The sequence below is a fragment of the Blautia sp. AF26-2 genome, from assembly GCF_003460955.1.
GTDB lineage: Bacteria > Bacillota > Clostridia > Lachnospirales > Lachnospiraceae > Fusicatenibacter > Fusicatenibacter saccharivorans.
Window position 1 is genome coordinate 24,178 of the sequence record NZ_QTWD01000002.1, and the last position, 24,643, is coordinate 48,820.

A 24,643-nucleotide genomic window follows, 5' to 3' on the forward strand; every position below is an offset into this window, starting at 1 on the left:
ACGTTGCAGACCAGTCAAAAATAAAATTACGTATTTAATTACAAAAAGGCTCCGAAGATTGACGGAGTCTCTTTTTTTTGTTATCATAAATGCGGAAAAAGGGATCGTGATACGTGGCGGAGAGAAGGGAAGATCAAGGGGAGAAAGAGGAGTTTTTGATGGAAAAAACATTTCAGACAGGGAGTTTTTCCTTCCGGCTGAAGTTTCCGGAAGAGCTGGTACTTCCGGTGGATATGGAAAAATTTTTGGCGGAAACGGATTCTGCGGATTATACATATATCATTACGGCCGTCGACATATTGCCGGAAGCGGAGGGAGAGCTGATTGTGGATCGGGTCGATCTGCAGGTGTTTCATACAAAAGAAGGATTGGAGAGCCGCCGGATCGGTGTGAAAGGAGAAGCGCGTCCTTATGCATTCTACCGTGAGACTGCGCAAAATCGTGCAGAGGTTTTCGTCGGCAGGTGGTATCTGGCAGAAGTTGAAAAGTATGAAGTTGTTTTTCTTTCCCTCCTTGCCCTGGAGCGCCGTCTGGCAGAGCAGCCGTGCCTGATTCTGCACTGTGCATACACGGAGTATCAGGGGAAAGCAATGCTCTTTTCTGCACCATCGGGAACGGGCAAAACCACACAGGCGGGACTCTGGGAACAGTACCGGGGAAGCCGTACCGTAAATGGGGATAAGGCATTGCTGGAATATGACGGCACAGCGTGGACAGCAAACGGCTGGCCGGTCTGCGGAACCTCAGGAGTCTGCGAAAACAAAAAGCTCCCGGTCGGATGCATTGTAATGCTGAGCCAGGCAAAGACGAATCAGGCGTGGCGGCTGCGTCCGGCAGAGGCATTTACGAGTCTGTACGGACAGATCACCATGAACCGCTGGGACAGGGAGGGAATGGTGCACAGTCTCGACCTTCTCGAACAGCTTGCTGGAAAAGTTCCGGTGTATCATCTGGCGTGCGACATTTCAGAAGATGCGGTGAAAACGCTGGAGCAGGAGATCGGGGCCGGCTCGTTCGAAAGTGAAACATATGCAGCTGCACTGCACAAAAACATGATTCAGAAAAGGGAGAAACATGCATGAAAATGATGGATACACGTGCCTATGTCGGAATGCTGAAAGAACTTGCAGAGCAGGGCAGAGAAGTGCGTATGGTGATTTCCGGGAGCAGCATGGCGCCGTTTCTGATTCATGGACGCGACAGTATTTTCTTCCGAGCGCCGGAGCGGGAACTTCGGAGAGGTGATATCGTATTTTATGAGCGGCCGGGCGGACAGTTTGTCGTGCATCGGATCTGCCGCGTTCATGCAGACGGTTATGACATAATCGGGGATGCACAGACGGAAATCGAGCATCATGTGCAACGGAAGCAGATCTTTGCACGGGTGACAAAAGTGGAACGAAAAGGAAAAATACTTGTACCGGGAACGTTCTGGTGGGAGTTTTTTGCACAGGTCTGGATTCGCATTATCCCGCTTCGTCCGATTCTGATGCATGGATATGCTTGGTTATTCGGTGTGGATAAAAAGAAAAATGATGCGTGCAGAGAAAATGAAAGGAAAAAAAGATGATTACAGAAACAGAAACCGCATTCCTTGCGGTGATTCGTGCGTTTTTGACAGAAGAAAAAGCATCGCCGGCGGAAATTCAGGGGCTGACAGAAAAACAATGGAATCATCTGTTTGTCCTCGCGGCACAGCATTCGCTGCTGTCAGCGGTCTACGATGTTGTGGGAAAAACACCGGAATTTGCGGGACTTCCGGGGGAGCTACGCGGACAGGTAAAAACACAGGCGATGCAGAGTATTTTTCAGCAGGTTTCGCGCACAGCGCTGTTTCTTTCCGATGAAAAGGAGCTGGCGCAGCTGGGCGTGCAGCCGCTGGTGATGAAAGGAATTGTGTGCAGAAATCTCTATCCGAAGCCGGATCTGCGCCCGTCCGGGGATGAGGATCTGCTGATTCCGGAAAAGGATTTTGCAGCAGTGGATGCCTGTTTTATGCGGAAGGGCTTTGTGCGGGACAAAGAAACCGCAATGCCGGATGGCATCAAAGACGGTGATGTCCCGGAAGAGATGGGCTATATTCATCCGAAAACAGGAGCCTTTTATGAAATACATACCAGGCTGTTCAGCACAGAATCCTCTGCCTATAGTTATCTGAACCGTGCATTTTCCGATGTTTTCGCGCATCCATCCAAAGTGGAAGTGCAGGGGCAGAGCATCTTTACCTTAGAAGAAACGCATCATCTTTTCTATCTTCTCTGTCACAGCTTCAAGCACTTTCTTCACGGTGGCGTCGGGATCCGTCAGGTCTGTGATATGGTACAGATGATTCGTGTATATGGAAGAAAAATAGACTGGGAAATGTTCTGGCAGCTGTGCGAGGAGTATCATATGACGTGCTTCTGCATCAATCTGCTGGATATCGGCGAGCGGTATCTGGGCTTTTCCTATGAAGCAAGTGGGGCAGTCCGTGCCGTAAAGAAGCTTCATCCGGATTCCGAAGCGCTTCTGATCGATATTCTCGATGCCGGTTCGTTCGGAAAATCGAGCGCGGGGCGGATCCACAGCGCAAACATTACCCTGTATGCGGCAGAGACCGGGGCGGAAAAGCACACGGCGGGGGGAATCTGGAAATCGCTGGTTCCGGAAGCTTCCTATATGAAAAACAAGTATCCCTATGCGGCGAGGTATCCGTTTTTGCTCCCGGCTGCATACGTGGAGCGAATCCTGAAATGGCTGGGGCAGGGAGAAAAAGGACAGAAATTGAGCATTGAAGTGGGTGCGGGACGTGTCGAGCTGCTGAAAAAATACGATATGATCCGTACCGCAGACGGGAAAAAGAGAGGAGACGCGCATGCAGGAAGAATCCAAAGAGAAAAGTAAAGACGCTCCCTTCGAGTCTCTCCGCATCCTGTCGGAGCGATGGAAAAACGGAACGTTCTCGGAAATCATCGATGACTGGAAATGGATTTTTGGCTACAGCGCGCGCTATAAGGGTGCGATTGTTTTTTATACGATTCTCGGTATCTTAAGCACTTCGCTTGGGCTTGTCGGCAGCGTGGCAGGAAAATACCTGATCGATATCATCACCGGATACCAGATACAGAAGCTCCCGCTGCTGCTTTGCATCATGATCGGAAGCACCGTGTTCAGCCTTGGGTTTGAGAGTGTCATCAACCGCATTTCAACGAAGCTTGGTATCGCCATCAACAACGACATCCAGGCGGATATTTTTGACAAAATCGTTGATGCGGACTGGCTGGAAATCAGCAAATACGCAAACGGTGACGTACTCAACCGTTTCAACGGCGACATTGGAACGGTCAGCGGCAACGCAATCAGCTGGCTCCCGACGATTATCATTGCCGTGTATCGGTTTATTGCCACCTTTTTCGTAATCCTGCATTATGACTGGGTCATGGCACTGATTGCTTTTTTAAGCGCACCGTTCCTGCTTCTGATGTCGCGGTTTATGATCCGCCGTCAGCGGGAATACAGCAAAGAAGTACGCGAGATGAGTAGTAATCTGATGAGCTTTGAGGTAGAAGCGTTCTACAATTTTGATACGATCAAGTCGTTTGGCATCGCACCGTATTACAGTAAAAAGATGCGTTGGTGGCAGGGACTTTTCAAGGATATCAGCCTGAAATATAATCTGTTTACGATTAAAACCAATATCGTAATGTCTATTCTCGGGAGTGCGGTGGAGTTTACGGCGTTCGGATACTGCCTGTTCCGTCTGTGGACGCACGACATTACCTATGGAACCATGACGCTGTTCCTGCAGCAGCGGAGTAACCTTTCCGGCGCGTTTGGAAACGTAATTTCGATTATTCCGTCCTTCCTCAACAGCTCTGTCTCGGCGCACCGGATCCGTGAGCTCGTAGAGCTGCCAAAAGAGGTCCATATCCCGGATAGCGCCGCGCTTGATCCACTGGCAAAGGATGGCTTCCGGGTACAGATGCATGGGGTAGAATTTTCTTATATAGAAGGAAACAAAGTAATTACCAGATCGGAGTTTCAGGCTGCCCCCGGCGAGATTGTAGCGTTGGTTGGCCCGTCCGGCGAGGGAAAAACAACGATGATCCGCCTGATTCTCGGCCTTATCCGCCCGCAGGAGGGGGAAACCGTGATCATTGCCTCAAACGGAAAAACGGTTCCCATGAACGCCGAAACGCGTCATCTCTTCGCCTATGTTCCGCAGGGAAATACGATCCTTTCCGGCACAATCGCCGAAAATATGCGCATGGTAAAAGAGGATGCGACCGACGAGGAGATCATCGAAGCGCTCAAAATCTCCTGCGCCTGGGATTTCGTCCAGCATCTGCCGGATACCATCAACAGCCGCGTCGGGGAACGCGGCCGCGGTTTCTCCGAAGGCCAGTCCCAGCGGCTTGCCATCGCCCGTGCCGTCCTCCGCGATGCCCCGGTGCTGCTTCTCGATGAAGCCACCTCGGCACTGGACGTTACGACGGAACGAAACGTCCTCCGAAACATCATCCGTCAGCGTCCCAACAAAACCTGTATCGTTACGACGCACCGTCCGAGTGTCCTCGGCCTCTGCCAGAGAGTCTACCGTGTCATGAATGGAACCGTGGCCGAACTCGATGGGGCAGAAGGGGCAAAGATGGTGGAAGATTTTTGACAGAAAATGGCTTTTCCTTCATAAAACAGATGGAGGAGGAGCCATTTTTTTCGTTGGATGGGAATGACAGAAAAAAGACACAAAAAAGACACAAAGGTCGGAAGAGTGATACTTCAAAGTCAAATCAGTTATAGAGATGGATGCCAAAGTCCTGCTATACTACAACCATCAAAGGTCACACAACATGATACGTGAAAAGGAGAAAAAGTATGAAGAAAAAAGTGTTAGCAGGCATTCTTGCAGCAACTATGGCATTTTCCATGGCAGCATGCGGAAGCACAGGATCCAGTTCTGATTCCGGTTCCTCCGCAGCTTCCGGAAGCACAGCAAAGACAGAGGAAAAAGGCGAGCCGTACACTGTAACTATGGTACTGCAGGGCAGCCAGCAGCAGGATGAAGAGAGAATCGAAGAAAAAATCAACGAGATTCTGGAGCCGGAGCTGAACGCAAAGCTCGATATCGTTGTTCTTCCGTGGGCAAGCGCAACACAGCAGTTACAGCTGATGCTTTCCGGCGATGAGAAAATCGATCTTCTGTACACAAATGCAACAACAGCTGTACAGTATATGCATTCCGGCCAGATCATGGATATGTCTGAACTGATTGACAAATACGGCACAAACCTGAAAGATATCTATGGCGAGGATATTGCAAAAACAAATCAGATTGATGGGTTTGTCTATGGCGTTCCGAACCAGATCGAACGAGGCAGCATTCCAGCCATCTTCATGAGAAAAGACCTGGTAGAAAAGTATAATATCAATACCGATGAAATCAAAGAGCCGAAGGATATGGAGAAAGTATTTGAGACCGTACAGGCAGGCGAGCCTGACATGACAATGCTGTATTCCATCAACGAAGGTGATACCCCACTGACCCGTCTGTTCCGTGGTGATGCACTTGGCGATGCCAACACGGGCGTTCTGATGGATCAGACCAACAGCACAACCGTAGAGAACTTCTTTGCGACCGACTGGTTCAAAGATACCGCAACGATGCTGTATGACTGGTATCAGAAAGGCTATATCAGCAAGGATGCCGGAACAAACACAGAAAACTGGAGAACCGTATGCAAAGCAGGAAACCTGTTCTCCCTGTTCTTCTCCTATCATCCAGGTACCCCGGTTGAGTTCCAGAGTTCTACCGGATATGATTTTGAAATCGTACCGTTCTATGATGCACCGATAATCAACTCTTCCTCCTACAGCGGAATTATCTTCTCTGTAGCACAGAATTCCGAAAACCCGGAAAAAGCAATGCAGGTTCTCGATTACATCTACGGCAGCCCGGAGATCATGAACCTTCTGAACTGGGGCGAAGAGGGAACCGACTACGTAGTAGAAGATGAAGAAAACGGAATCATCAACTACCCGGACGGTGTAACAGCAGACAACGTAGGCTACAGCTTTAACTGTGGATGGGAGCTTCCGAACCAGTTCATCGCATACAAATGGGATGGATCTGACCCGCAGCTCTGGGATAAAATGCAGGAGTTCAACGCTTCCGGTATCGAGTCGAAAGCACTTGGATTTATCTTTGATAACAGCGAATATACCAATCAGGTATCGGCTCTGTCTAACGTTGTAAAACAGTACAGCGGAGCACTTTACAGCGGTTCCGGTGATCCGGAAGAACTGATTCCACAGTTCCTGGAAGCACTGGACGATGCGGGAATCAATGATGTTATTGCTGCAAAGCAGGAGCAGCTGGATGCATTTCTTGCAGACAAATAGGCACCATGATTTGTAAAAAGAACACGACCGGGGCAAAAGAAAATCCGGTGTGATACAGTAACCGAAGGCTCCACTCTTACCAGAAAAGATGTGGAGCTTTCTCTGTGAAAGAACCTGAAAAAACAGCCCTCATAAAAGGAGACACGCTTTATGAAAAAAGCAGAGGTTAAAAAAGAGAAAAAGAAAAACGTGCTGAAGGAATACTGGCCGCTTTATCTGATGATGCTTCCGGCACTTCTGTATCTGCTGATCAACAACTACATCCCGATGGCAGGTATGGTGATTGCGTTTAAAAAACTGAACTTTGCAAAAGGTATCTGGGCAAGCCCGTGGGCAGGACTTGACAACTTCAAATTCCTGTTTTCCTCGAAGGATGCATGGATCATTACAAGAAATACGCTGCTGTATAACGTTGCATTTATTCTTGTAAACATGGTAGTCGGAATTGCCATTGCGATTCTGATTACGGAGGTAAGAAATACAAAGCTCAAAAAAGTGTACCAGAGTGCAATTCTTCTTCCGTTCCTGATGTCCATGGTTATCTTAAGCTACATCGTATATGCGCTTCTGAGTGCGGAAAATGGTCTTGTCAACAATTCGATCCTTCCGTTCTTCCATATTGACCCGATCCAGTGGTACCAGAAACCGAAATACTGGCCGGCGATCCTGATCATCGCGAACTGCTGGAAGGGCGTAGGATACGGATGCCTGATTTATATCGCATCGCTGATCGGTATTGATCCTTCCTTCTATGAGGCTGCCAGACTGGACGGTGCAAGCAAATGGCAGGAGATCACAAAAATCACACTGCCGAGCCTCGTTCCGACCATCATTACCCTGCTGCTTCTCAGCATCGGAAGAATTTTCTATTCCGATTTCGGTCTGTTCTATCAGGTACCAATGAACTCCGGTGTTCTGTTCCCGACCACAAACGTTATCGATACCTACGTATACCGTGCCCTGATTGAACAGGGAAATATCAGTATGTCATCTGCAGCCGGTGTATACCAGTCTCTGGTAGGCTTCTGTGTCGTAATGTTGAGCAACTGGATTGTCCGCAAAGTAGACAAAGACCAGGCATTATTCTAGGAGGATGGAAGTATGACAAATTCAAAAAAAGCAAAACGTTTCCAGTTCTGGATTAATGTAGTACTCATTCTGATTACCTTATCCATTGTACTGCCGTTTGTACTCGTATTTATTTCCTCGCTGACCGATGAAAACACACTGATCCGCAACGGATATTCGTTCTTCCCGGAGAAATTCAGCTTCTATGCTTACTCCTATATCATCCGCCAGGGCGAGAAAATCCTGAGAGCATACGGAATTACCATTTTTGTAACCATCGTCGGTACCGCTGCAAATATTGCGATGTCCTCTCTTCTGGCGTATCCGCTTTCGGTTAAAAAACTGCCGTACCGCAGAGCAATTACCTTTTTCGTATTCTTTACGATGCTGTTCAACGGCGGACTGGTGCCGACCTACCTGATGTATGTAAATTATCTTCATATCAAAAACACGATCTGGGCATTGATTGTTCCGGGCTTCCTGTTAAGTGCAAACAACGTGCTGATGATCCGAAGCTACTTTAACACCAGTATCCCGGACGCGCTGTTCGAGGCGGCCAAGATCGATGGTGCCGGACACATGAAAATTTTTACCAGCATCACCCTTCCGCTTGGAAAACCGATTCTGGTAACAATGGGACTGTTTTCCGCACTTGGCTATTGGAATGACTGGACAAATGGTTTATACTATTTATCAGGAAATGACGGTCAGAAGCTTTACAGCATCCAGAACCTGCTGAATCAGATGATCACCGATATTCAGTATCTGGCAAGCGGAAAAGTAACCGGAAATATCGGCGCGGAGGTGGCAAAGCTGCCGACAACCTCCATCCGTATGGCAATCGCATTTATCGCCATGCTGCCGCTGTTTATCATCTATCCGTTCCTTCAGAAATACTTCGCAGAAGGTATCACACTTGGCGCGGTAAAAGGATGATTCACATGCGGAAATGAAAAAAGAGAAACACGTTTGTGTTTCCGGCATACAGCAGAAAAACAGTACAGACTCATGAAAACATGAGGTGTGCTGTTTTTCTGCTGTATTATCATAGTCAGTAAAAAAGATCCGTTCGCAAAAACAAACATGGAAAGATTCCGAGCGTACCGGAACAGAAAAAAAGGAGGAAACTTCATGCATATTTCAAAACAGACGAAAAAAACAACACTGGCGCAGCAGGGGCGTTATCTTTTGATCTGCCTGCTGAGTATGCTGCTGCTTTTTCTGGCTGGGAGCATGCTTATTCTGAACCGGACGCAGCAGCAGGTATATGAGCAGCTGGAGGAGGTTTCAAAGCTGTATACGGATGAGCTGGACAACCGTTTTTTTCGAATCAGCCGAAATCTGTTTTCGACCGTAATGGACAGCTCCAACCCGGATTCTGCTTTCTGGAAATACATGGATCTGATGGAGAAGGATCAGTATGAGGAATATGTCATCACACAGCTGCGAAGGAACTATGTATCTGCAGCGTGGGATTTTGGAACGGATTACAATGTTTTTCTCTATACGCAGAAGGATGAGAGCTTATATCAGCTGAGCATTTCCTCCGACGGGCGTTATTCCATTGATCCGTATCTGCAGGAAGCGCTGAAGCGCCGGATCAGGAGTCTGTCCCAGCAGACGTATGCAGTCAAGAAAAAATGGACCGTGATGCGCCAGGGCAATGAGGTTTATATGCTCAAGGTAGCACAGAGTCAGGGCGTCGGATTCGGCTGCTACGTCAATCTGAAGACGATTTTGGAACCGTTCTCTGAGCTGTCTCTTGGGAAGAGCGGCTATGTCAGTCTCGTTGACCAGAACGGAAAAAGCATCGGAACACTGACGGAAAAAGGAATTGTAACGGATGGTTTGAAGCTTGATACCGGCAATTATACGTTCCGGCAGGAGCTTTCACAGGCACCGTTTGAAATTCGTACAAAAATCTCCTGGACGGGAGTCTTAAATCTGATGACGGGAAGTGTGTTTGCTCTTCTCGGCGTTGCATTTCTGATGGTGATTGCCGGTTCCGTGCTGCTGTTCCATCTGAAGACAAAAATCCTGAAGCCGGTCGCTATGTTTACGGAAAATCTTCAAAAATATGACAATGGGGATCTCACCTATCAGATGTCGGAAGGAAATCTGGTAGAGCTGGAGCAGATTGACGATAAATTCCGAAACATGATTCATCAGATCCGACGTCTGAAGATCACGCTGTATGAGCAGGAGCTGGAAAAACAGAAAATCGAGATGGATTACCTCAAAATCCAGATTCGTCCGCATTTTTACATGAACTGTCTGAACTTTATTTACAGCATGATTGACTTCGGACAGTACGATCATGCAAAGTCGATGAGCCGTATTACGTCCGATTATCTCGCCTATATTTTCCGCAATACAAGCGAGATGGTGCCGGTGACGGCGGAGACGAACCACTGCGAAAATTACCTCAAAATTCTGCTGCTGCGCTATCCGGAAAAATTCACCTATTATTTTGAAGTCCATGAAGAAGTGAAAGACGCGGTAATCTTCCCGTTTCTGATTCAGGTGTTTGTAGAGAATGCGGCAAAACATGCCCTGACGCTGGAGACGGTTCCGCTGATTTCCGTGACGGTTTACCCGGAGGACCGTGGCGAAGAAAAGTATGTCAACATTTATATTTCGGACACCGGAAACGGCTTCCCGGAGGAGACGCTGCAAAGGCTGAAAGCAGGGGAAGATATTTCCGAGCATGGAAAGCATATCGGGATTGAAAACTGCCTGAAACGATTCCGTTATTATTATGGTGATACAGGAGAGATTCATTTCGATAACAGCCCGCTCGGCGGAGCGATTGTAGATATCCATATTCCATACAAGACAGGGGGAGAAGAACATGAAACTATTGCTCGTGGATGATGAAGAGTACGTGATTGAAAGTATCAAAAGAAATCTCGATCTTACAGAGACCGGGGTGAGCGAGGTGTACACTGCGTTTTCCGTACAGCAGGCGAAGAACATCATGGGAATGGTGGACATTGATATTGTAATCAGCGATATCGTGATGCCGGGCGGAACGGGATTCGACTTTGTGGAGTGGGTCAGGAAAGAGGAGCTGAAGGTCCAGGTCATCTTCCTGACAAGCTATGCGGAGTTTGACTATGCCAGAAGAGCGATACAGCTGAACAGTGTCGATTATCTGCTGAAGCCCATTGATTTTGAAAAGCTGAAGGCGGCCGTGCAGCGTGCGGCGGAATCTGTTGCGAAAGAAAAGAAAATACAGGATCTCAGGCAGGAAAGCATCAAGTGGAACCGGAACAGAAAAATTCTGCAGCAGGATATCTGGAAAAATGTGCTGAAAGACGGCTTCTCTGAGAAAAAATTCTGCGAAACGGCGGCACAGCGTCAGTTGCCATACGGACCGGGACACTATTTCCGGCTGATTTGTCTGATGCCGGAAATAAAGAGCAATAAGCGGGAAATGTGGGATACCGCGACCATGGAATTTGTGATCGAAAATGTGCTGTCGGAACTGTATGAGGAAACGGATATTGCGGTAGATACTGTTTTTTACCAGGAACCGGGCAGCTACTGGATTGTTACACAGTCAAAGGAAAAAGCATTCCCGCAGGACGGTGGACGGGATTGTGAAATTCTGCGGCAGTTTGTTGCGTGGATGAATGAAAAAATCTATCCGGAGCTGTGGTGTGGTGCCGGACAGTGGGAATCTGTGCGGGGGATGCAAAAGCAGAGCCGGAATCTTCAGAAAATGCGGGAGGGAAGCCTTTCCGTGCGGAACGAGGTGCTGTTTCTGAACGAGTTTCGGGCTCCGCAGACCAGCTACGAAAATAGGGAGCTGGATGTGTGGAAAGCTCTGCTTTCGGAGGAAAAACCGGAGGAGCTGCTGGAGCAGCTGCAGAAATACCTTGACCGGACGGAACGGGAAGGAATGATTACCAGAGAATTTCTGGTAGCGCTCCGTACCGATCTGACCCAGGTGGTGTATGCATGGCTTTCGGAACGGGAGATTAAGGCGTACGCGCTGTTTGCCGATGCGGATATGGAAAACCTGCATCGGAATTCCCTTTATGGCGGAGAAGAGATGATGGAATATGCCGGGGTACTGGTTCGGAAAGCAGTGCAGTACAGACAGTACATCAACAAATCAGATTCGGTTACGAGCCAGGTATGCGCATACATTGATGCACATTACCGGGAGGAGATTCACCGGGAGGAGCTTGGAGAGCTTGTCTTTTTGAATACCGATTATCTGTCCCGGATTTTTAAAAAAGAAAAGGGTATTTCGATCAGCAATTATATTATTCAAAAGCGGGTGGAGGAGGCGAAAAAGCTTCTGACACAGAGTTCGCTGCCAATTAATACGGTGTCGCTGTATGTGGGGTACAGCAATTTCTCGTACTTTACGAAGATGTTTAAGGACAATACGGGATACGCACCGCTGGAATACCGAAGAAGCTTTAGTGAAAAATAGCGGAAAGCCACCCTTCACATGTCCGGGAAATAACAGAGGATTTTATCACTTTCTTACGCACCGGAACAACAGCAAACAGGTCAGAATAGTGAAAGAAAAAGGTCGGATCAGGGGATATTTTTTTCAGATCAGATGTGGTAAAATTTCAGTATAAGATTCAGAAAAAACGGAAAAACGATATTTTTCTGACATTTTAGGGGTTTCTGAAGAAGCAGATACAGCAAAAACGAGGTATGGAGGAGAAAAAATGACCGAGCAGAAATTAAAAGAGCTTCTGGCCGACATGACGCTGGAAGAAAAAGTGAACCAGATGAGCCAGGTGGTGGGTGCCTTCTTCAATAAAGATATGGACATCACAGCCATGGGACCGATGGCGGATAAAGGCTTTACGCCGGAAAATGTAGCGCTTTCCGGTTCCATCCTGGGCAGCATGGGCGCAGAAACGTTAAAGAAAATCCAGAAGGATTTTGTGGAGCAGCACCCGCATCACATCCCGATGCTGTTCATGCTGGATGTCATCAACGGCTTCAAGACCATTTTCCCGATTCCGCTGGGACAGGGCGCAACGTTTGAACCGGAGCTGTCCGAAAAGTGTGCGGCAGTTGCTGCAAAAGAGGCAGCCGTTTCCGGCCTTCACGTAACCTTCGCACCGATGACCGACCTGGTTCGCGATGCGAGATGGGGCCGTGTCATGGAGTCTACCGGTGAGGATCCGTATCTGAACGGCCTGTTCTGTGCCGGAATGGTGCGCGGATTCCAGGGAGACGATCTGAAGGAGCCGTACAAAATTGCTTCCTGTGTGAAGCATTTCGCAGGCTATGGCGCACCGACAGCAGGAAGAGACTACAATACGGTAGAGCTTTCCGAGCATACCTTCCGTGACTTCTATCTGCCGTCCTACAAAGCCGGCATCGATGCAGGCGCAGCGATGGTAATGACTTCCTTCAACACGGTAAACGGTGTTCCGGCAACCGGAAACAAGAAACTGATGCGCGGCATCCTGCGTGACGAAATGGGATTTGACGGCGTTCTGATTTCCGACTGGGCAGCGATCGAAGAGATTATTTACCACGGCTATTGCGCAGACCGCGAGGAGGCAGCTGTCCGCTCAGCCGAGGCAGGCGTTGACATTGATATGATGACCGGCATTTACTGCGAAAACCTGTGCCGTCTTGTAAGAGAGGGTAAGATTTCCGAGGATCTGATCGATGAGTCCTGCATGCGTATTCTGGAACTGAAAAACAAACTGGGACTGTTTGAAAATCCGTATAAAGACGCAGACGAGACGAAAGAAAAAGAGGTAATTCTCTGCAAAGAGCACCGCGATCTGGCAAGAGAAGCCGCAAGAAAATCGTTTGTACTGCTGAAAAACGACGAGAAAATCCTGCCGCTTGGCAAGGAGAAAAAAATCGCCTGGATCGGACCGTATGTCCACAGCAGAAACCTGATGGGCGCCTGGTCCTTTATCGGAGATGCAAAGGATGTGACAAATCTGGAAGAGGCCGTAAAAGCGCAGGCAGATACGACAAACATGAGCTTCCATGCAGGTTCCCCGATGCTCGGCTCCGACATCCGTCTGGAGGGCTTCGGTGAAGCGATGGAGCAGTCTCATACACCAAAGGAAGAGGAGACAATGCTTCTTGAGGCGGTAAACGCAGCAAAGGAGGCCGACGTTGTCGTTCTTGCGATCGGTGAGGACCGTCTGCAGTCCGGCGAGGCAACCAGCAACGCGAACATCCGCATCCCGGAAATCCAGCAGAGACTGCTTGAGCGCGTTTCGGAGGTCAATGAAAACGTTGTCGTTGTTCTCTTCAACGGCCGTCCGCTCGACCTGCGCGATGTCGTATCGAAAGCAAAAGCCGTTCTTGAAGTATGGATGCCAGGTACCGAAGGTGCCAATGCAATCGCAGACGTCGTTTTCGGCGCATACGCTCCAAGCGGTAAGCTGACCATGAGCTTCCCGTATTCCGTAGGCCAGGTGCCGGTTCACTACAACGAGTATTCCACCGGAAGACCGCATGTGCCGGGCAAGGACAAAGACCGTTTCCGTTCCAAATACCTCGACATCCCGAACGCACCACTGTTCCCGTTCGGATATGGCCTTGGCTACACCAGCTTTGCAATTTCAGATGTGAAACTGGACAAGGCAGAGCTTGGCATGGAAGATGAGATTAAAGCCTCCGTAACCGTGAAAAACACCGGCGATACAAAGGGAACCGAGACCGTACAGCTTTACATCCACGACGTAGCCGCATCCGTGGTACGCCCGGTGAAAGAGCTGAAAGATTTCTGCAAGGTAACCCTTCAGCCGGGAGAAGAAACCGAAGTCATCTTCAAAATCACAGAAGAAGAGCTTCGCTTCCTGACAGAAAATGAGCGTGTAGAAAGTGAAAACGGTGCTTTCGAAGTCTTCATCGGAAGCGACAGCACGACAGAGAATAAGGCAGAATTTGTGCTGAAAAAATAAGAAGCAATACTGGGATGTAGCGTAAGCGGAATCAAGATGGGGGTCTGAATCGCTACGGAAAGATAAAAGAAAAGCCAGCCACAAAAAGCGAAAAGAATTTTGCTTTTGCGGCTGGCTTTTTTCTGCCGGTACCGTATTGACCCTTCTGTTAAAACAAAGTAAAATAGAAATTGGTATTGGGACGAAAGAGAGGAAAAGAAATGGGGTACTTAGGAAACAAGTTACAGGGGAAATACCACAAAGACACATTCCAGACCGCCGTCAACATGGCGTGGCCGGCGATCGTGGAGTCGTTTTTCATTGCATTTGCGGGTCTTGTAGATTCGCTGATGGTAAGCTCGCTTGGCTCCTACGCAGTTGCCGCGGTCGGTCTGACGACACAGCCGAAGCTGCTTGGCCTGGCGTTTTTCTTTGCGCTGAATGTGTCGATTTCTGCTCTCGTTGCGCGGCGGCGCGGAGAGCAGAGGCAGGGTGCGGCGAATGAGACTCTGGTAACTGCGCTTGTATTTATTATCTTTGCGGCAGCTGCATTCAGTGTTGGATTTGTGGCGTTTGCAAGTCCGATTATCCATCTGTGCGGTTCAACGGCGGAGACTCATAATGGCGCAGTAACATATTTCCGTATCATCATGGGCGGTATGATTTTTAACTGTATCCAGATGGGGATCAACTCGGCACAGCGCGGTGCGGGCAATACAAAAATCACGATGCGCACAAATGTAACATCAAATACGATTAATATTATCCTGAATTATCTTCTGATCAACGGCCATTTCGGGTTCCCGGCACTCGGCATTCAGGGTGCGGCACTGGCAACCGTCACAGGAACGGTTGTCGGATGTGTGATGAGCATCCTTTCCATCACAAAGCAAGACGGATTCCTGAACCTTGGCTATATTCTGAAGAACAAAATTAAACCGACGATTGCAGCGTTCATCAGCCTGGTCAGGGTCGGGTACAGTGTGTTTTTTGAGCAGGTTTTCATGCGGATCGGCTTTATGATGACGGCGATCATGGCGGCCAAGCAGGGAACCGATGCGATGGCGGCACACCAGGTCGGCATGAATATTATGTCGCTTTCGTTTGCGTTCGGCGATGGCCTCCAGTCCGCAGCGGTTGCACTGATCGGCCGGAGCCTTGGCGCAAAAAAGCCGGATCTTGCGAAAGAGTACGGCAGAACGTGCCGTCTGATCGGCGCGGGCATCGCAGTATGTCTCGTTGCGATTTATCTCTTCGGCGGAAGATGGCTGTACAGTCTGTTTTTCGAAGAACAGCATATCATTGAAATCGGTGTCAGCATCATCCATGTCATTATCTTCGTCGTCATTTTCCAGATCTGTCAGGTTATTTACATGGGATGCCTGCGCGGTGCGGGAGATACGCTCTATACGGCAGTTGCATCTATGATCAGCGTTACATTTATTCGTACGATCGTTTCGTATCTTGGCGGTTACACGCTGGGGCTTGGCATCGTCGGAATCTGGTTCGGCGTGCTGGCGGATCAGATGTCACGGTTTATCTTTGCGACGATCCGATTCAAACAGGGAAAATGGGTGAAAATTAAGATTTAACCGAATCAAGCAAGTAGCGAAGCAGATTGCGAATATCCGCTTGACGTAACGATTCAGAGCCATGCGAAATGGTACTCTGAATCATTACCAATATAAAACTAAAACAGGAGGAAGCAAAACGATGTACAAATTTGACAGAGAAGCTTATGACAGGCGGATGGAGTGGTACCGCGACGCCCGTTTCGGCATGTTTATCCACTGGGGACTTTATGCCATCCCGGCGCGCGGAGAATGGGTGCGGAGTACCGAGCAGATTCCAAAAGAAGATTATATGAAATATTTCGAGGAGTTCAACCCCGTTGATTTCGAGCCGCGGAAATGGGCAAAAGCGGCGAAAGAGGCCGGCATGAAATACATGGTTCTGACTGCCAAGCATCACGACGGTTTCTGCCTCTTCGACAGCCAGTATACCGATTTCAAATCCACCAACACGAAATGCGGCCGCGACCTCGTTGCAGAGTACGTTGATGCCGTCCGCGCAGAAGGACTGAAGGTCGGTTTGTATTTCTCCCTGCTCGACTGGTTCCACGACGATTTCCCACATTACGGCGACCGGAACCACCCGATGCGGAACAACCCGGCATACAAAAACGATGACCGCGATTTCGACCGCTACCTGACCTACATGCACAATCAGGTACGCGAGATCTGCACAAACTACGGAAAGCTCGATGTGCTGTGGTTTGACTTTTCCTACGATACGCTGCGCGGCGAAGCATGGAAAGCGACGGAGCTGATCAATATGGTGCGGAAGCTCCAGCCGGATGTCATCATCGACAACCGTCTCGAGGTGAGCGGAGAGGGCTACGGTTCTCTGGCGGCCGGAAATCCGACCCCGTACCACGGCGACTTTGTGAGCCCGGAGCAGATGATTCCGCCGAATGGCATCCAGGATGTAAATGGAAACGATATCGCCTGGGAATCCTGCGTTACGATGAATAATCACTGGGGTTATTGTGCCAACGACCACTTCTTCAAACCGGCACCGATGCTGATCAAAAAGCTGGTCGAGTGCGTATCGAAGGGTGGAAACCTGCTTTTGAACGTTGGCCCGGACGCCAGGGGAAATATCCCGGAGGAGTCGATCGAACGGCTGGCTGAGATTGGAAAGTGGATGAAGAAAAACGGAGAGAGCATTTACGGCTGCGGAAAAGCCGGTATTGAGAAACCGGACTTTGGCCGTGTGACGCGCCACGGAAACCATCTGTATTTTCATGTCTATGAAAATACCGTTGGGCCGCTGCCGCTGCCCGGCGTGAAAAAAGAAGAAATCCAGGCGATCCGCTACGTCGCAACCGGCGCGGAAATCCCGGTTTCCACAAGCTGGGTACACAGCGATTATCCGACCATGGCATTCGCTGATCTCGGCGAAGACCCGGTATTGCCGGATGGAGTCGATACAGTCATCGATGTGATTCTGAAAAAGTAGAGGGTAAAATCGGATTTGATTCTGGAGCGTGTCTGAAAAAGCATTTCCGCAATCTGCAGGCTTCACTTTGCGGTATCTTTTTTTTCAGACACGCTCTAAAAGTCTTACAAGTTCTTACAAAATTCTGTATTTTTCGTTCCGCTGATTGACAGTTCTGGCAGAAGAATGCATACTGAAAAAAACACAAGATCACAGCCCGTGCTTCGAAATTTAACTGAATCAAGCAAGTAGCGAAGCGGATTGCGAAGATCCGCCTGACTCCTTTTCCTGCGCAGGGAAGGATAAGAGCTTTCGGAGTGAGAAAAGGGCAGTCTGTTTTTAGAAACGAAGCAAGAGAATCACAGTTTCGTTTTACAAGAAAAAAAGAGGGGGAATAAAACATGATTCGTCTGAACCACGTCAGCAAAATTTACGGCGATGGAAGCAAAAAAGCCGTCGATGATCTTTCCTGGGATATCGAAGATGGAAAGATCACCGGATTTATCGGCCCAAACGGAGCCGGGAAAACGACAACATTAAAAATGATCACCGGCATCCTGGCACCGTCCGAGGGAACGATTGAAATCAATGGAAAAGATATCCAGAAGGATCCGCTCGAAGCCAAGCGCCAGTTCGGTTTTGTGCCCGACGACCCGGATGCGTTTCTTCGCGTCAGGGGAATTGAATATCTGAATTTTATGGCAGATATCTACGGTGTCGGAACGGAAGAGCGTCAGCGTTTTATCGAAGAAACCGCAAAACGCTTTGAGATGGAAGAGAACCTTTCGAGCCGTATCATGAGCTACTCGCATGGCATGCGTCAGAAAATCATGGTGATGGGCGCACTGATCCACAAGCCGCCGGTCTGGATTCTCGATGAGCCGCTGACCGGCCTTGACCCGCGCTCCGCGCACGAGCTCAAACAGATGATGCGTGAACACGCCGATGCCGGAAACGCCGTGCTGTTTTCCACCCATGTGCTGGAAGTAGCGGAAAAACTCTGCGACCGCATCGCCATTATCCATCACGGCCGCCAGGTATACCTGGGTACCCTGGAAGAATTAAAAGCGGCCTATCCGGATCAGACACTTGAAAATGTCTTTTTGGAGATCACCGAACATGCGTAACTTATGGATTCTCACCCGTTTCCTTCTGAAAAGCGGACCAGGAAAAAGCAATCAGAAGAGCGGAAAAAAGAAAGCATTTTCGGACGGAGGACGTATCGTTGTATACCTTCTGCTTGGTGTCTGCCTCCTTCCCGTGTCGGTCTTACTGTTTCTTCTGGGATATTCCGGCTATACCTTCCTGCAGCCGCTCGGGCTGGAAACCCTGCTGATCGAGTTCGTCTGTGCCATCGGCATGATGGTCATTTTCTTCTATGGCCTGCCGTTGTTTCTGAGCGAGTATTACATGGACTCTGACCTCGTAAAGCTTTTGCCGCTGCCGTTTACCCCGGCGCAGATTGTCGGTGCGAAAGGCTTCTGCTGTCTGCTGAACGAATACTATCTTATTGTACTGCTGTTCTTTCCGTTTCTGTTAGGGTACGGGATCAGCGCCAAAATGGGCATTTTTTACTGGATCAATATGATCCTCGCCTGCCTTATTTTCCCGGTTGTGCCGCTCGTTTACGCCGCAGTTTTGACGATGCTCGTGATGCGTCTTTTCAAAAATATCCGAAACAAGGATTTCTTAAGCTACCTCGGATTCGCCGCATCCCTGATTTTTGCGATCGGCATCAACGTATTTTCGCGCAGTATCGGAAATTTTGAAATGCAGGATATCATGAACCTGATGGAAAGCCAGAAGGGCACTCTGCGCGCCTTCCGGACCATTTTTCCGAACCTGCCCCTGATGACCGGAAGCCTTGCAGATGCATCCTTTCTCAAAATGATACTCTACATCGCTACAACCGCCGTCATCCTTGCTGTCTTTTTCGCCCTCGCCTGGAAAATCTACCTCCCGGCTGTCCTTGGCATGAGCGAGACCACCAGCGAAAAACGCATTTTATCCAAAGAAGAAGTGACCCGAACCGTCAAAAGCAAAAATCCGGTCCGCACCTACGCGATGATCGAATGGAAAAAACTGTACCGAACCCCGGCCTGGTTTATGAATTGTGTTCTGATGCCTCTCATCTGGCCGGTCTTCATGCTTGGCATTGCCCTCGTTTCCGTCATTTCCAGCCTTGGCATGGCTAAAACCACCGGCCTTTGGACACGGCTTGTCGCCGATGGCACCATATTCCGCCTCCTGAAAGGGGAACTGCCTGTCGCAGTTGCCGTCCTTACCGCCGCCGGAATCGCCGTCATGATGTCCATGTTCTGCGTGATCTCCGCCACAGCGATGTCCCGAAAGGGCAGCGAATACATCTATATGAAATGCATTCCGATGAGCTATCACGACCAGATCCGTGCCATGCTGGTAAGCGGCATCCTGATCAGTCTCCTTGGCACCTTGCCGTACGCTCTGGTCTTCAACATCATCGCGGTCGTCTTCGGTCTGCACCCGGCGACCCTTCTTTACACCACGGCGATCACGGTTTTATTTACCCTGTTCGTAAACTATGAACAGCTCCTTTTTGACCTTGCATTTCCGAAATTAAACTGGGAAAACGAAACCGCCGCCATAAAATCCAACAACCGCTCCCTGATCTCCGTCCTCATCGACCTCACCGTCGGCGCAATCCTGATCGGAGCCGGCTACCTGCTGTACGGAAAACTTCACCTCAACATCCACATCACCACGAGCGTGATGATTCTGCTTACCGCAGTCCTGACCTTCGCCATGCGAACCGCCCTTTTTAAATGGGGCGTTCAAGTGATGGAACATCTGGAAAGCGCTTAACAGTTTCGAGACATAATAACAATATTAAAATGTGATAGAAAAGAGATTTCAGCCAATGTGCGGATCTCTTTTTTTTGCGCTCCTTTCCAATTTCGCTGCGTATTTTCTTTTATCGATTATGCTTCATCGTACTACTAAAAGACCTGTGTGGGCAATCCATTGCCGCCATTCCCCGAAAATTTTAAAAGACGGACAAAAAACAGAGGATTTCTCTCTGCATTTTGTCCGTCTCTCTACAACGTATTTATTGGATTCTCCGTTTACGGAAATGATTTCGGAAATGATGAACTAATTCATCGCCTCACCCTTCAGCAGTCTGCTGATGTGCTTGTACAGAAGCATGGTTACCAGTGATACCACAACACCTTTGATGATATTGAACGGTACAACGGCAAACAGAACAAAGGTCGGAAGGCTTGTAATTGCTTTGTTGACTGCAGATCCCATTCCCACAAGGGCATCCATCGGCATTCCAAAGGCTGCTGCATAAGCCGGAAGCAGTACAAAAGCGTTCAGAAGACCGCCGGCTGCTGCCAGAAATACGGTTCCGACTGCCATACCGATCATGGCATTTTTCTTGGTTTTCTGTGTTTTGTAGATCCATGCGGCCGGCATAACATACGCGCAGCCGATCAGGAAGTTTGCCACTTCGCCAACACCTGCGGTGGTACTTCCTTTCATAACAAGGTTCAGCAGAATCTTAATCAGCTCAATCGCAGCTCCGGCAAGAGGTCCCATCGCAAAGGCTCCGATCAGCACCGGAACTTCGCTTAAATCAATCTTGTAGAAACTCGGGGCAAACGGAAGCGGGATGTCAAAAAACATCAATACGACTGCGGCGGCGCCGAGCATTGCCACCTGTACCATGTAACGGGTTTTTCCGATTTGCGACATCTTTGATGTCTGTTTTGCTGTTGTCTGTGCATTCATAACTGCATTTCTCCTTTTTTCTGGAGATCTTGACCGGTTCTGCCGGAAGTAACGAGTCCAAATACGCTCCACGAATTTGAACTTGTTTTCGCGGCAGTCGCCAAGGTCTCGTGCAAGCACGGACTTTGGCTCGTTGTCCGCGAAAAAAAGTGCCCTGAATTCCTTTTCTTGAATTCAGGGCACCAAAAATATTTCCATGCAAATAAACTTTATTTCGTCTTCTTTCATCCAGACTTTAACTGTTGGTCCCGGAGTTGCACCGAGTCAGCCGCTGTTTGATATCGCAGCGGGTCGCGGACTATACCGCCAGTAGGGAATCACACCCTGCCCTGAAGATCTCCGTATTTTGTTTTTACAGGAACATTTTATTCATATTCACACAATTTGTCAATACTTTTTTTAGACAATACATGATCTGGTTAGTTTGCTACGCCCATCTGAATTTTTCCTGTGCTCTTATTTTTCAGCACACGCAGATAGCAGATCCGCATATCTCCCTTCAGGACGAGACGGATCTCAGATGCGCCGTCCGTCTGCGGTCTGTCTGCGAGGGAAATTTCAACATCCTCATAAACCGGCTCGCGGTACCGGTTGCGCTCTTTTACTTCTTCCTCCGCATAGCGGTCCAGTTTCGGGGCGCTGCGGAACTCACAGGTTCTTGTGTCACCGGTAAAGCTTCCCATCGAAACACCATCCACAAAGGCTTCCACACTGCCGCCGCGTTCGCTCTTCACATGAAGCGCCAGAACAGCAGCATCGGAAAGATCACAGTCACGGTAAACGAGAACACCTTCTTTCGTCTCATCCTGCACGAGGACTGCCTTGAAATTGAAGTGGCCTTCCGTCAGATACATGTTCTCGTAATCATCGTAGTGGTCTGCCGCGGTAAATGCACTCAGATCGCGTACTCCCCTTTTTCCGCCCGGAATAAAGATTTCTGCGGAAACGGCTTTATCCTTGCAGGATGCGCCCGCATAGATTTCATACGTTCCTTCTTCTACCATCAGTCTGCGGCTGATGACATCGTAGAAGCGAAGCTCCTCCACCGGGATTTCCAGTGCGATGTGTCTCGTCTCGCCCGGGGCAATGTTTTTCACACGGACAAAATCAAGCAGCTGGCAGATTGGTTTCTTTACGCAGGATTCCAGAGCGGAACCGTAGATCTGGACGACCTCGTCGCTTGCGGTATCGCCCGTATTTCTCACATCGAGAGAGATCTGCAGCAGACGGTCGTCTTTTAAGGAAATCTTATAGTTCTCATACGCAAATGTGGTATACGTCAGGCCATAGCCGAATGGATACAATTCCTTCCCGTCGAAATAGCGGTACGTTCTTTTTCCTTTGATGATGTCGTAATCGTCAATGTCCGGCAGCTGATCGATACTCTCATACCAGGTCATATTCAGACGGCCGGCCGGTGCATAGATTCCAAGCACAGCCTCTGCCATTGCGCTTCCCATATCCTGGCTTCCCGTTGCAGACATGATGATCGCCGGCAGTTTTTCCATCGCTTTCTGAAGTGTGTACGGATAATTCGTAAACAGCACCAGAACGGTATTCGGATTGACCTCTGCGATCCGGTCAAGCAGCATCTCCTGCTCCTCTGGCAGCTCCAGTGTGTTGCGGTCGATCTCCTCTTTCGCATTGATCACGGAGTTACAGCCGAGCGCAAGTAAAACCTGCTTTTTGCCCCGGACTGCAGCAACTGCTTTTTCAATTCCGTTTTCGACAACCTCCATCGTAATCGGAATTCCCTCCGTCTGCTCGAAGGAGAAAAATCCCTCTGCATCCTTATAAACCGGGTAATGGAAACGGTTGGTCAGCACAACGCTGCCATCCTCCTGCGGCTCCACGTGGAAAATCTCCATCACGAACCAGTCGAAGGCTTCCTCCCGGTCTGCCGCAATCTGTCCCATTTTCGGCTTTTCTCCCTGCGACTCTGAGAGTCTTGCACCGAGGTATTTTCCGGTACGGACACTCTTGAACGTATAGCTTCCCTCACCCCAGTATTCCTTGATAAACACATCTGGCTCATCTGCCATCTGAAGTGTTCCGTCTTCTGCTACGGCAAGACCTTTTCCATCACAGCGGAAAACAACGCGATCCAGACCATCCGCGAATGTAATGTTCTCCTGCTTCAGTACTTCTATCCCCTGCAGGAAGGTTGTGCGGTACGGTGCCGTTCCGCCGTACCAGTCCTGATACCATGCATCACCAAGCGGTCCGACAATGGCAATATCTTCTGCTTTCAGGGCTTTGTCAAGTGGCAGCGCTCCGTTCTCATTTTTCAGAAGTACGATCGATTCGCGGCTCAGCTCTTTACAGATTTCACGTGCCTTCGGGGAATCGATATCGTCCTCGGTCACACGGTCATACGGATTCAGATTTTCCCGATCATAAACGCCGAGACGAAGCTTCGTCTCCATCATACAGCGAATAGAGCGGTCCATATCCTCTTCTTTCAGAATGCCAAGCTCATATGCCTCGCGTGCCGCCTGCTCTACCATACGCGGATCGTCAGACATGGCATCCACACCGGCTTTCAGCGCCGTTGCGATCGTCTCCGCATGCTGTCCGAAATAGTGATGCAGATTCACGACAAGTCCCATCGCACCGCCGTCGCTGACAACGTGACGGAGACCGTACTGTTTTTTCAGAATATCGGTCACTTCCGGATTCAGGATACCGATCGTTCCGTTGATCTTGTTATATGCCGTCATGATGCCCTCTGCGCCGCCATCCTCAATACATCTGCGGAATGGCTCCAGATACAGCTCATATTTGTTCCGCGGGTCAATGGAAGAATTTTTCCATCCGCGGCCGACCTCCGTGTTGTTTCCATAGAAATGCTTTAAGGTCGCTGCACAGCGCAGATACTTCGGATCATCGCCCTGCATTCCCCGGATATAAGCACCGGCCATTTTTCCGGTCAGCACAGGATCCTCTCCGTAACCTTCTTCGTTTCTTCCCCATCTCGGATCGCGCTCAAGATCAACGGTCGGAGCCCATCTGCTGAGTCCATGGCCCTGATGGCGGTGCCATACGACGCGCGCCTCGGTTCCTGTTATTTCACCGGCCTGTCTGATCAGCTCCGGGTCCCAGGATGCACTCATACCGATCGGCTGTGGGAAGGATGTTGTCACATCCGGTTTTCCAAGACCGTTCTGATCGTTTCTGCCCTCAACGCCGTGTGCCGCCTCACCGCCCACAGAGACTCCCGGAATACCAAGGCGCGGCAGATCCGGGGAAGAGCTGGCGAGGTATCCCAGTTTTTCTTCGACCGTCATTTCTTTTAACAGCCAGTCGATTCTTTCCTGATCCGTCAGTGATGCATCCCAGAACGGTGTGTTTTTGTTTACCTGAAACTCCTTCTTTTCTGTCATTTTTCAAAAACCTCCCGATGATTTTGTCTCATGAAATTGTTTGCAGATTTTCCATATACTGTTATCTTTTTACAATGTTTCACATTTCCCATTACTGTCGCTGTATTTTAAAACATGGCCTGACATTTAATAATATCAGACCATGTTTTT

16 protein-coding genes and 1 riboswitch are annotated in these 24,643 nt (G+C 49.3%); of the genes, 14 read left to right on the forward strand and 2 right to left on the reverse strand.

Features of this window, described 5'->3' with window-relative positions:
* Positions 1–158 precede the first annotated feature (158 nt).
* From DWY63_RS03035 to DWY63_RS03100, 14 genes are all read left to right on the forward strand, one after another.
* A complete protein-coding gene (locus tag DWY63_RS03035; protein WP_117801267.1) occupies positions 159–1,082 on the forward strand; it encodes a hypothetical protein in 924 nt (307 codons plus the stop codon).
* Complete coding sequence (locus DWY63_RS03040) at positions 1,079–1,570, forward strand: S24/S26 family peptidase (RefSeq protein WP_117801268.1); 492 nt, start codon at positions 1,079–1,081, stop codon at positions 1,568–1,570. The genes DWY63_RS03035 and DWY63_RS03040 overlap by 4 nt, the downstream gene beginning before the upstream one ends.
* Entirely contained in the window at positions 1,567–2,883 is a 1,317-nt protein-coding gene (locus tag DWY63_RS03045) for a nucleotidyltransferase domain-containing protein (protein WP_117801270.1), read from the forward strand. The genes DWY63_RS03040 and DWY63_RS03045 overlap by 4 nt, the downstream gene beginning before the upstream one ends.
* Complete coding sequence (locus tag DWY63_RS03050; RefSeq protein WP_117801272.1) at positions 2,855–4,645, forward strand: ABC transporter ATP-binding protein; 1,791 nt, start codon at positions 2,855–2,857, stop codon at positions 4,643–4,645. The genes DWY63_RS03045 and DWY63_RS03050 overlap by 29 nt, the downstream gene beginning before the upstream one ends.
* 209 nt (positions 4,646–4,854) lie before the next feature.
* Positions 4,855–6,378, forward strand: coding sequence for an ABC transporter substrate-binding protein (locus DWY63_RS03055; RefSeq protein WP_117801274.1), 1,524 nt, complete (start codon positions 4,855–4,857; stop codon positions 6,376–6,378).
* A gap of 150 nt (positions 6,379–6,528) precedes the next feature.
* The gene (locus DWY63_RS03060; RefSeq protein ID WP_117761461.1) at positions 6,529–7,467 is read left to right on the forward strand and encodes an ABC transporter permease; all 939 of its coding nucleotides are present in this window, start codon (positions 6,529–6,531) and stop codon (positions 7,465–7,467) included.
* Positions 7,468–7,479: 12 nt separating this feature from the next.
* On the forward strand, positions 7,480–8,382 hold the full coding sequence (locus tag DWY63_RS03065; RefSeq protein ID WP_117510373.1) for a carbohydrate ABC transporter permease: 903 nt from the start codon (positions 7,480–7,482) through the stop codon (positions 8,380–8,382).
* A gap of 195 nt (positions 8,383–8,577) precedes the next feature.
* Positions 8,578–10,320, forward strand: a complete 1,743-nt coding sequence (locus DWY63_RS03070) for a sensor histidine kinase (protein WP_117801521.1) — start codon at positions 8,578–8,580, stop codon at positions 10,318–10,320.
* A complete protein-coding gene (locus tag DWY63_RS03075) occupies positions 10,298–11,893 on the forward strand; it encodes a response regulator transcription factor (protein WP_117801276.1) in 1,596 nt (531 codons plus the stop codon). Before DWY63_RS03070 ends, DWY63_RS03075 begins: the two co-directional genes overlap by 23 nt.
* Positions 11,894–12,140: 247 nt before the next feature.
* Positions 12,141–14,360 (forward strand): beta-glucosidase BglX, encoded by a 2,220-nt coding sequence (gene bglX, locus DWY63_RS03080; protein ID WP_117801278.1) that lies wholly within the window; start codon positions 12,141–12,143, stop codon positions 14,358–14,360.
* Positions 14,361–14,560: 200 nt separating this feature from the next.
* Positions 14,561–15,931 carry an MATE family efflux transporter gene (locus DWY63_RS03085; RefSeq protein ID WP_117801280.1) on the forward strand — a complete coding sequence of 457 codons (1,371 nt, stop codon included), beginning with the start codon at positions 14,561–14,563 and terminating at the stop codon, positions 15,929–15,931.
* Positions 15,932–16,052: 121 nt separating this feature from the next.
* On the forward strand, positions 16,053–17,360 hold the full coding sequence (locus tag DWY63_RS03090) for an alpha-L-fucosidase (protein WP_117801282.1): 1,308 nt from the start codon (positions 16,053–16,055) through the stop codon (positions 17,358–17,360).
* Positions 17,361–17,740: 380 nt separating this feature from the next.
* A complete protein-coding gene (locus DWY63_RS03095) occupies positions 17,741–18,466 on the forward strand; it encodes an ABC transporter ATP-binding protein (protein ID WP_117801284.1) in 726 nt (241 codons plus the stop codon).
* The gene (locus DWY63_RS03100; RefSeq protein ID WP_118666711.1) at positions 18,459–20,180 is read left to right on the forward strand and encodes a putative ABC transporter permease subunit; all 1,722 of its coding nucleotides are present in this window, start codon (positions 18,459–18,461) and stop codon (positions 20,178–20,180) included. The genes DWY63_RS03095 and DWY63_RS03100 overlap by 8 nt, the downstream gene beginning before the upstream one ends.
* Positions 20,181–20,468: 288 nt before the next feature.
* On the opposite strand, the gene DWY63_RS03110 is transcribed toward DWY63_RS03100, so the two are convergent.
* A complete protein-coding gene (locus DWY63_RS03110; RefSeq protein ID WP_022461231.1) occupies positions 20,469–21,110 on the reverse strand; it encodes an ECF transporter S component in 642 nt (213 codons plus the stop codon).
* Between the two features lie 212 nt (positions 21,111–21,322).
* Positions 21,323–21,451: riboswitch (FMN riboswitch) on the reverse strand.
* A gap of 78 nt (positions 21,452–21,529) precedes the next feature.
* Positions 21,530–24,493 (reverse strand): beta-glucosidase, encoded by a 2,964-nt coding sequence (locus tag DWY63_RS03115; protein ID WP_117801291.1) that lies wholly within the window; start codon positions 24,491–24,493, stop codon positions 21,530–21,532.
* Positions 24,494–24,643 lie beyond the last annotated feature (150 nt).

Coding starts and splice junctions, on each gene's coding strand:
- DWY63_RS03035 (WP_117801267.1), top strand. CDS start 159: ATGGAAAAAACATTTCAGACAGGGAGTTTTTCCTTCCGGCTGAAGTTT.
- DWY63_RS03040 (WP_117801268.1), top strand. CDS start 1,079: ATGAAAATGATGGATACACGTGCCTATGTCGGAATGCTGAAAGAACTT.
- DWY63_RS03045 (WP_117801270.1), top strand. CDS start 1,567: ATGATTACAGAAACAGAAACCGCATTCCTTGCGGTGATTCGTGCGTTT.
- DWY63_RS03050 (WP_117801272.1), top strand. CDS start 2,855: ATGCAGGAAGAATCCAAAGAGAAAAGTAAAGACGCTCCCTTCGAGTCT.
- DWY63_RS03055 (WP_117801274.1), top strand. CDS start 4,855: ATGAAGAAAAAAGTGTTAGCAGGCATTCTTGCAGCAACTATGGCATTT.
- DWY63_RS03060 (WP_117761461.1), top strand. CDS start 6,529: ATGAAAAAAGCAGAGGTTAAAAAAGAGAAAAAGAAAAACGTGCTGAAG.
- DWY63_RS03065 (WP_117510373.1), top strand. CDS start 7,480: ATGACAAATTCAAAAAAAGCAAAACGTTTCCAGTTCTGGATTAATGTA.
- DWY63_RS03070 (WP_117801521.1), top strand. CDS start 8,578: ATGCATATTTCAAAACAGACGAAAAAAACAACACTGGCGCAGCAGGGG.
- DWY63_RS03075 (WP_117801276.1), top strand. CDS start 10,298: ATGAAACTATTGCTCGTGGATGATGAAGAGTACGTGATTGAAAGTATC.
- bglX (WP_117801278.1), top strand. CDS start 12,141: ATGACCGAGCAGAAATTAAAAGAGCTTCTGGCCGACATGACGCTGGAA.
- DWY63_RS03085 (WP_117801280.1), top strand. CDS start 14,561: ATGGGGTACTTAGGAAACAAGTTACAGGGGAAATACCACAAAGACACA.
- DWY63_RS03090 (WP_117801282.1), top strand. CDS start 16,053: ATGTACAAATTTGACAGAGAAGCTTATGACAGGCGGATGGAGTGGTAC.
- DWY63_RS03095 (WP_117801284.1), top strand. CDS start 17,741: ATGATTCGTCTGAACCACGTCAGCAAAATTTACGGCGATGGAAGCAAA.
- DWY63_RS03100 (WP_118666711.1), top strand. CDS start 18,459: ATGCGTAACTTATGGATTCTCACCCGTTTCCTTCTGAAAAGCGGACCA.
- DWY63_RS03110 (WP_022461231.1), bottom strand. CDS start 21,110: ATGAATGCACAGACAACAGCAAAACAGACATCAAAGATGTCGCAAATC.
- DWY63_RS03115 (WP_117801291.1), bottom strand. CDS start 24,493: ATGACAGAAAAGAAGGAGTTTCAGGTAAACAAAAACACACCGTTCTGG.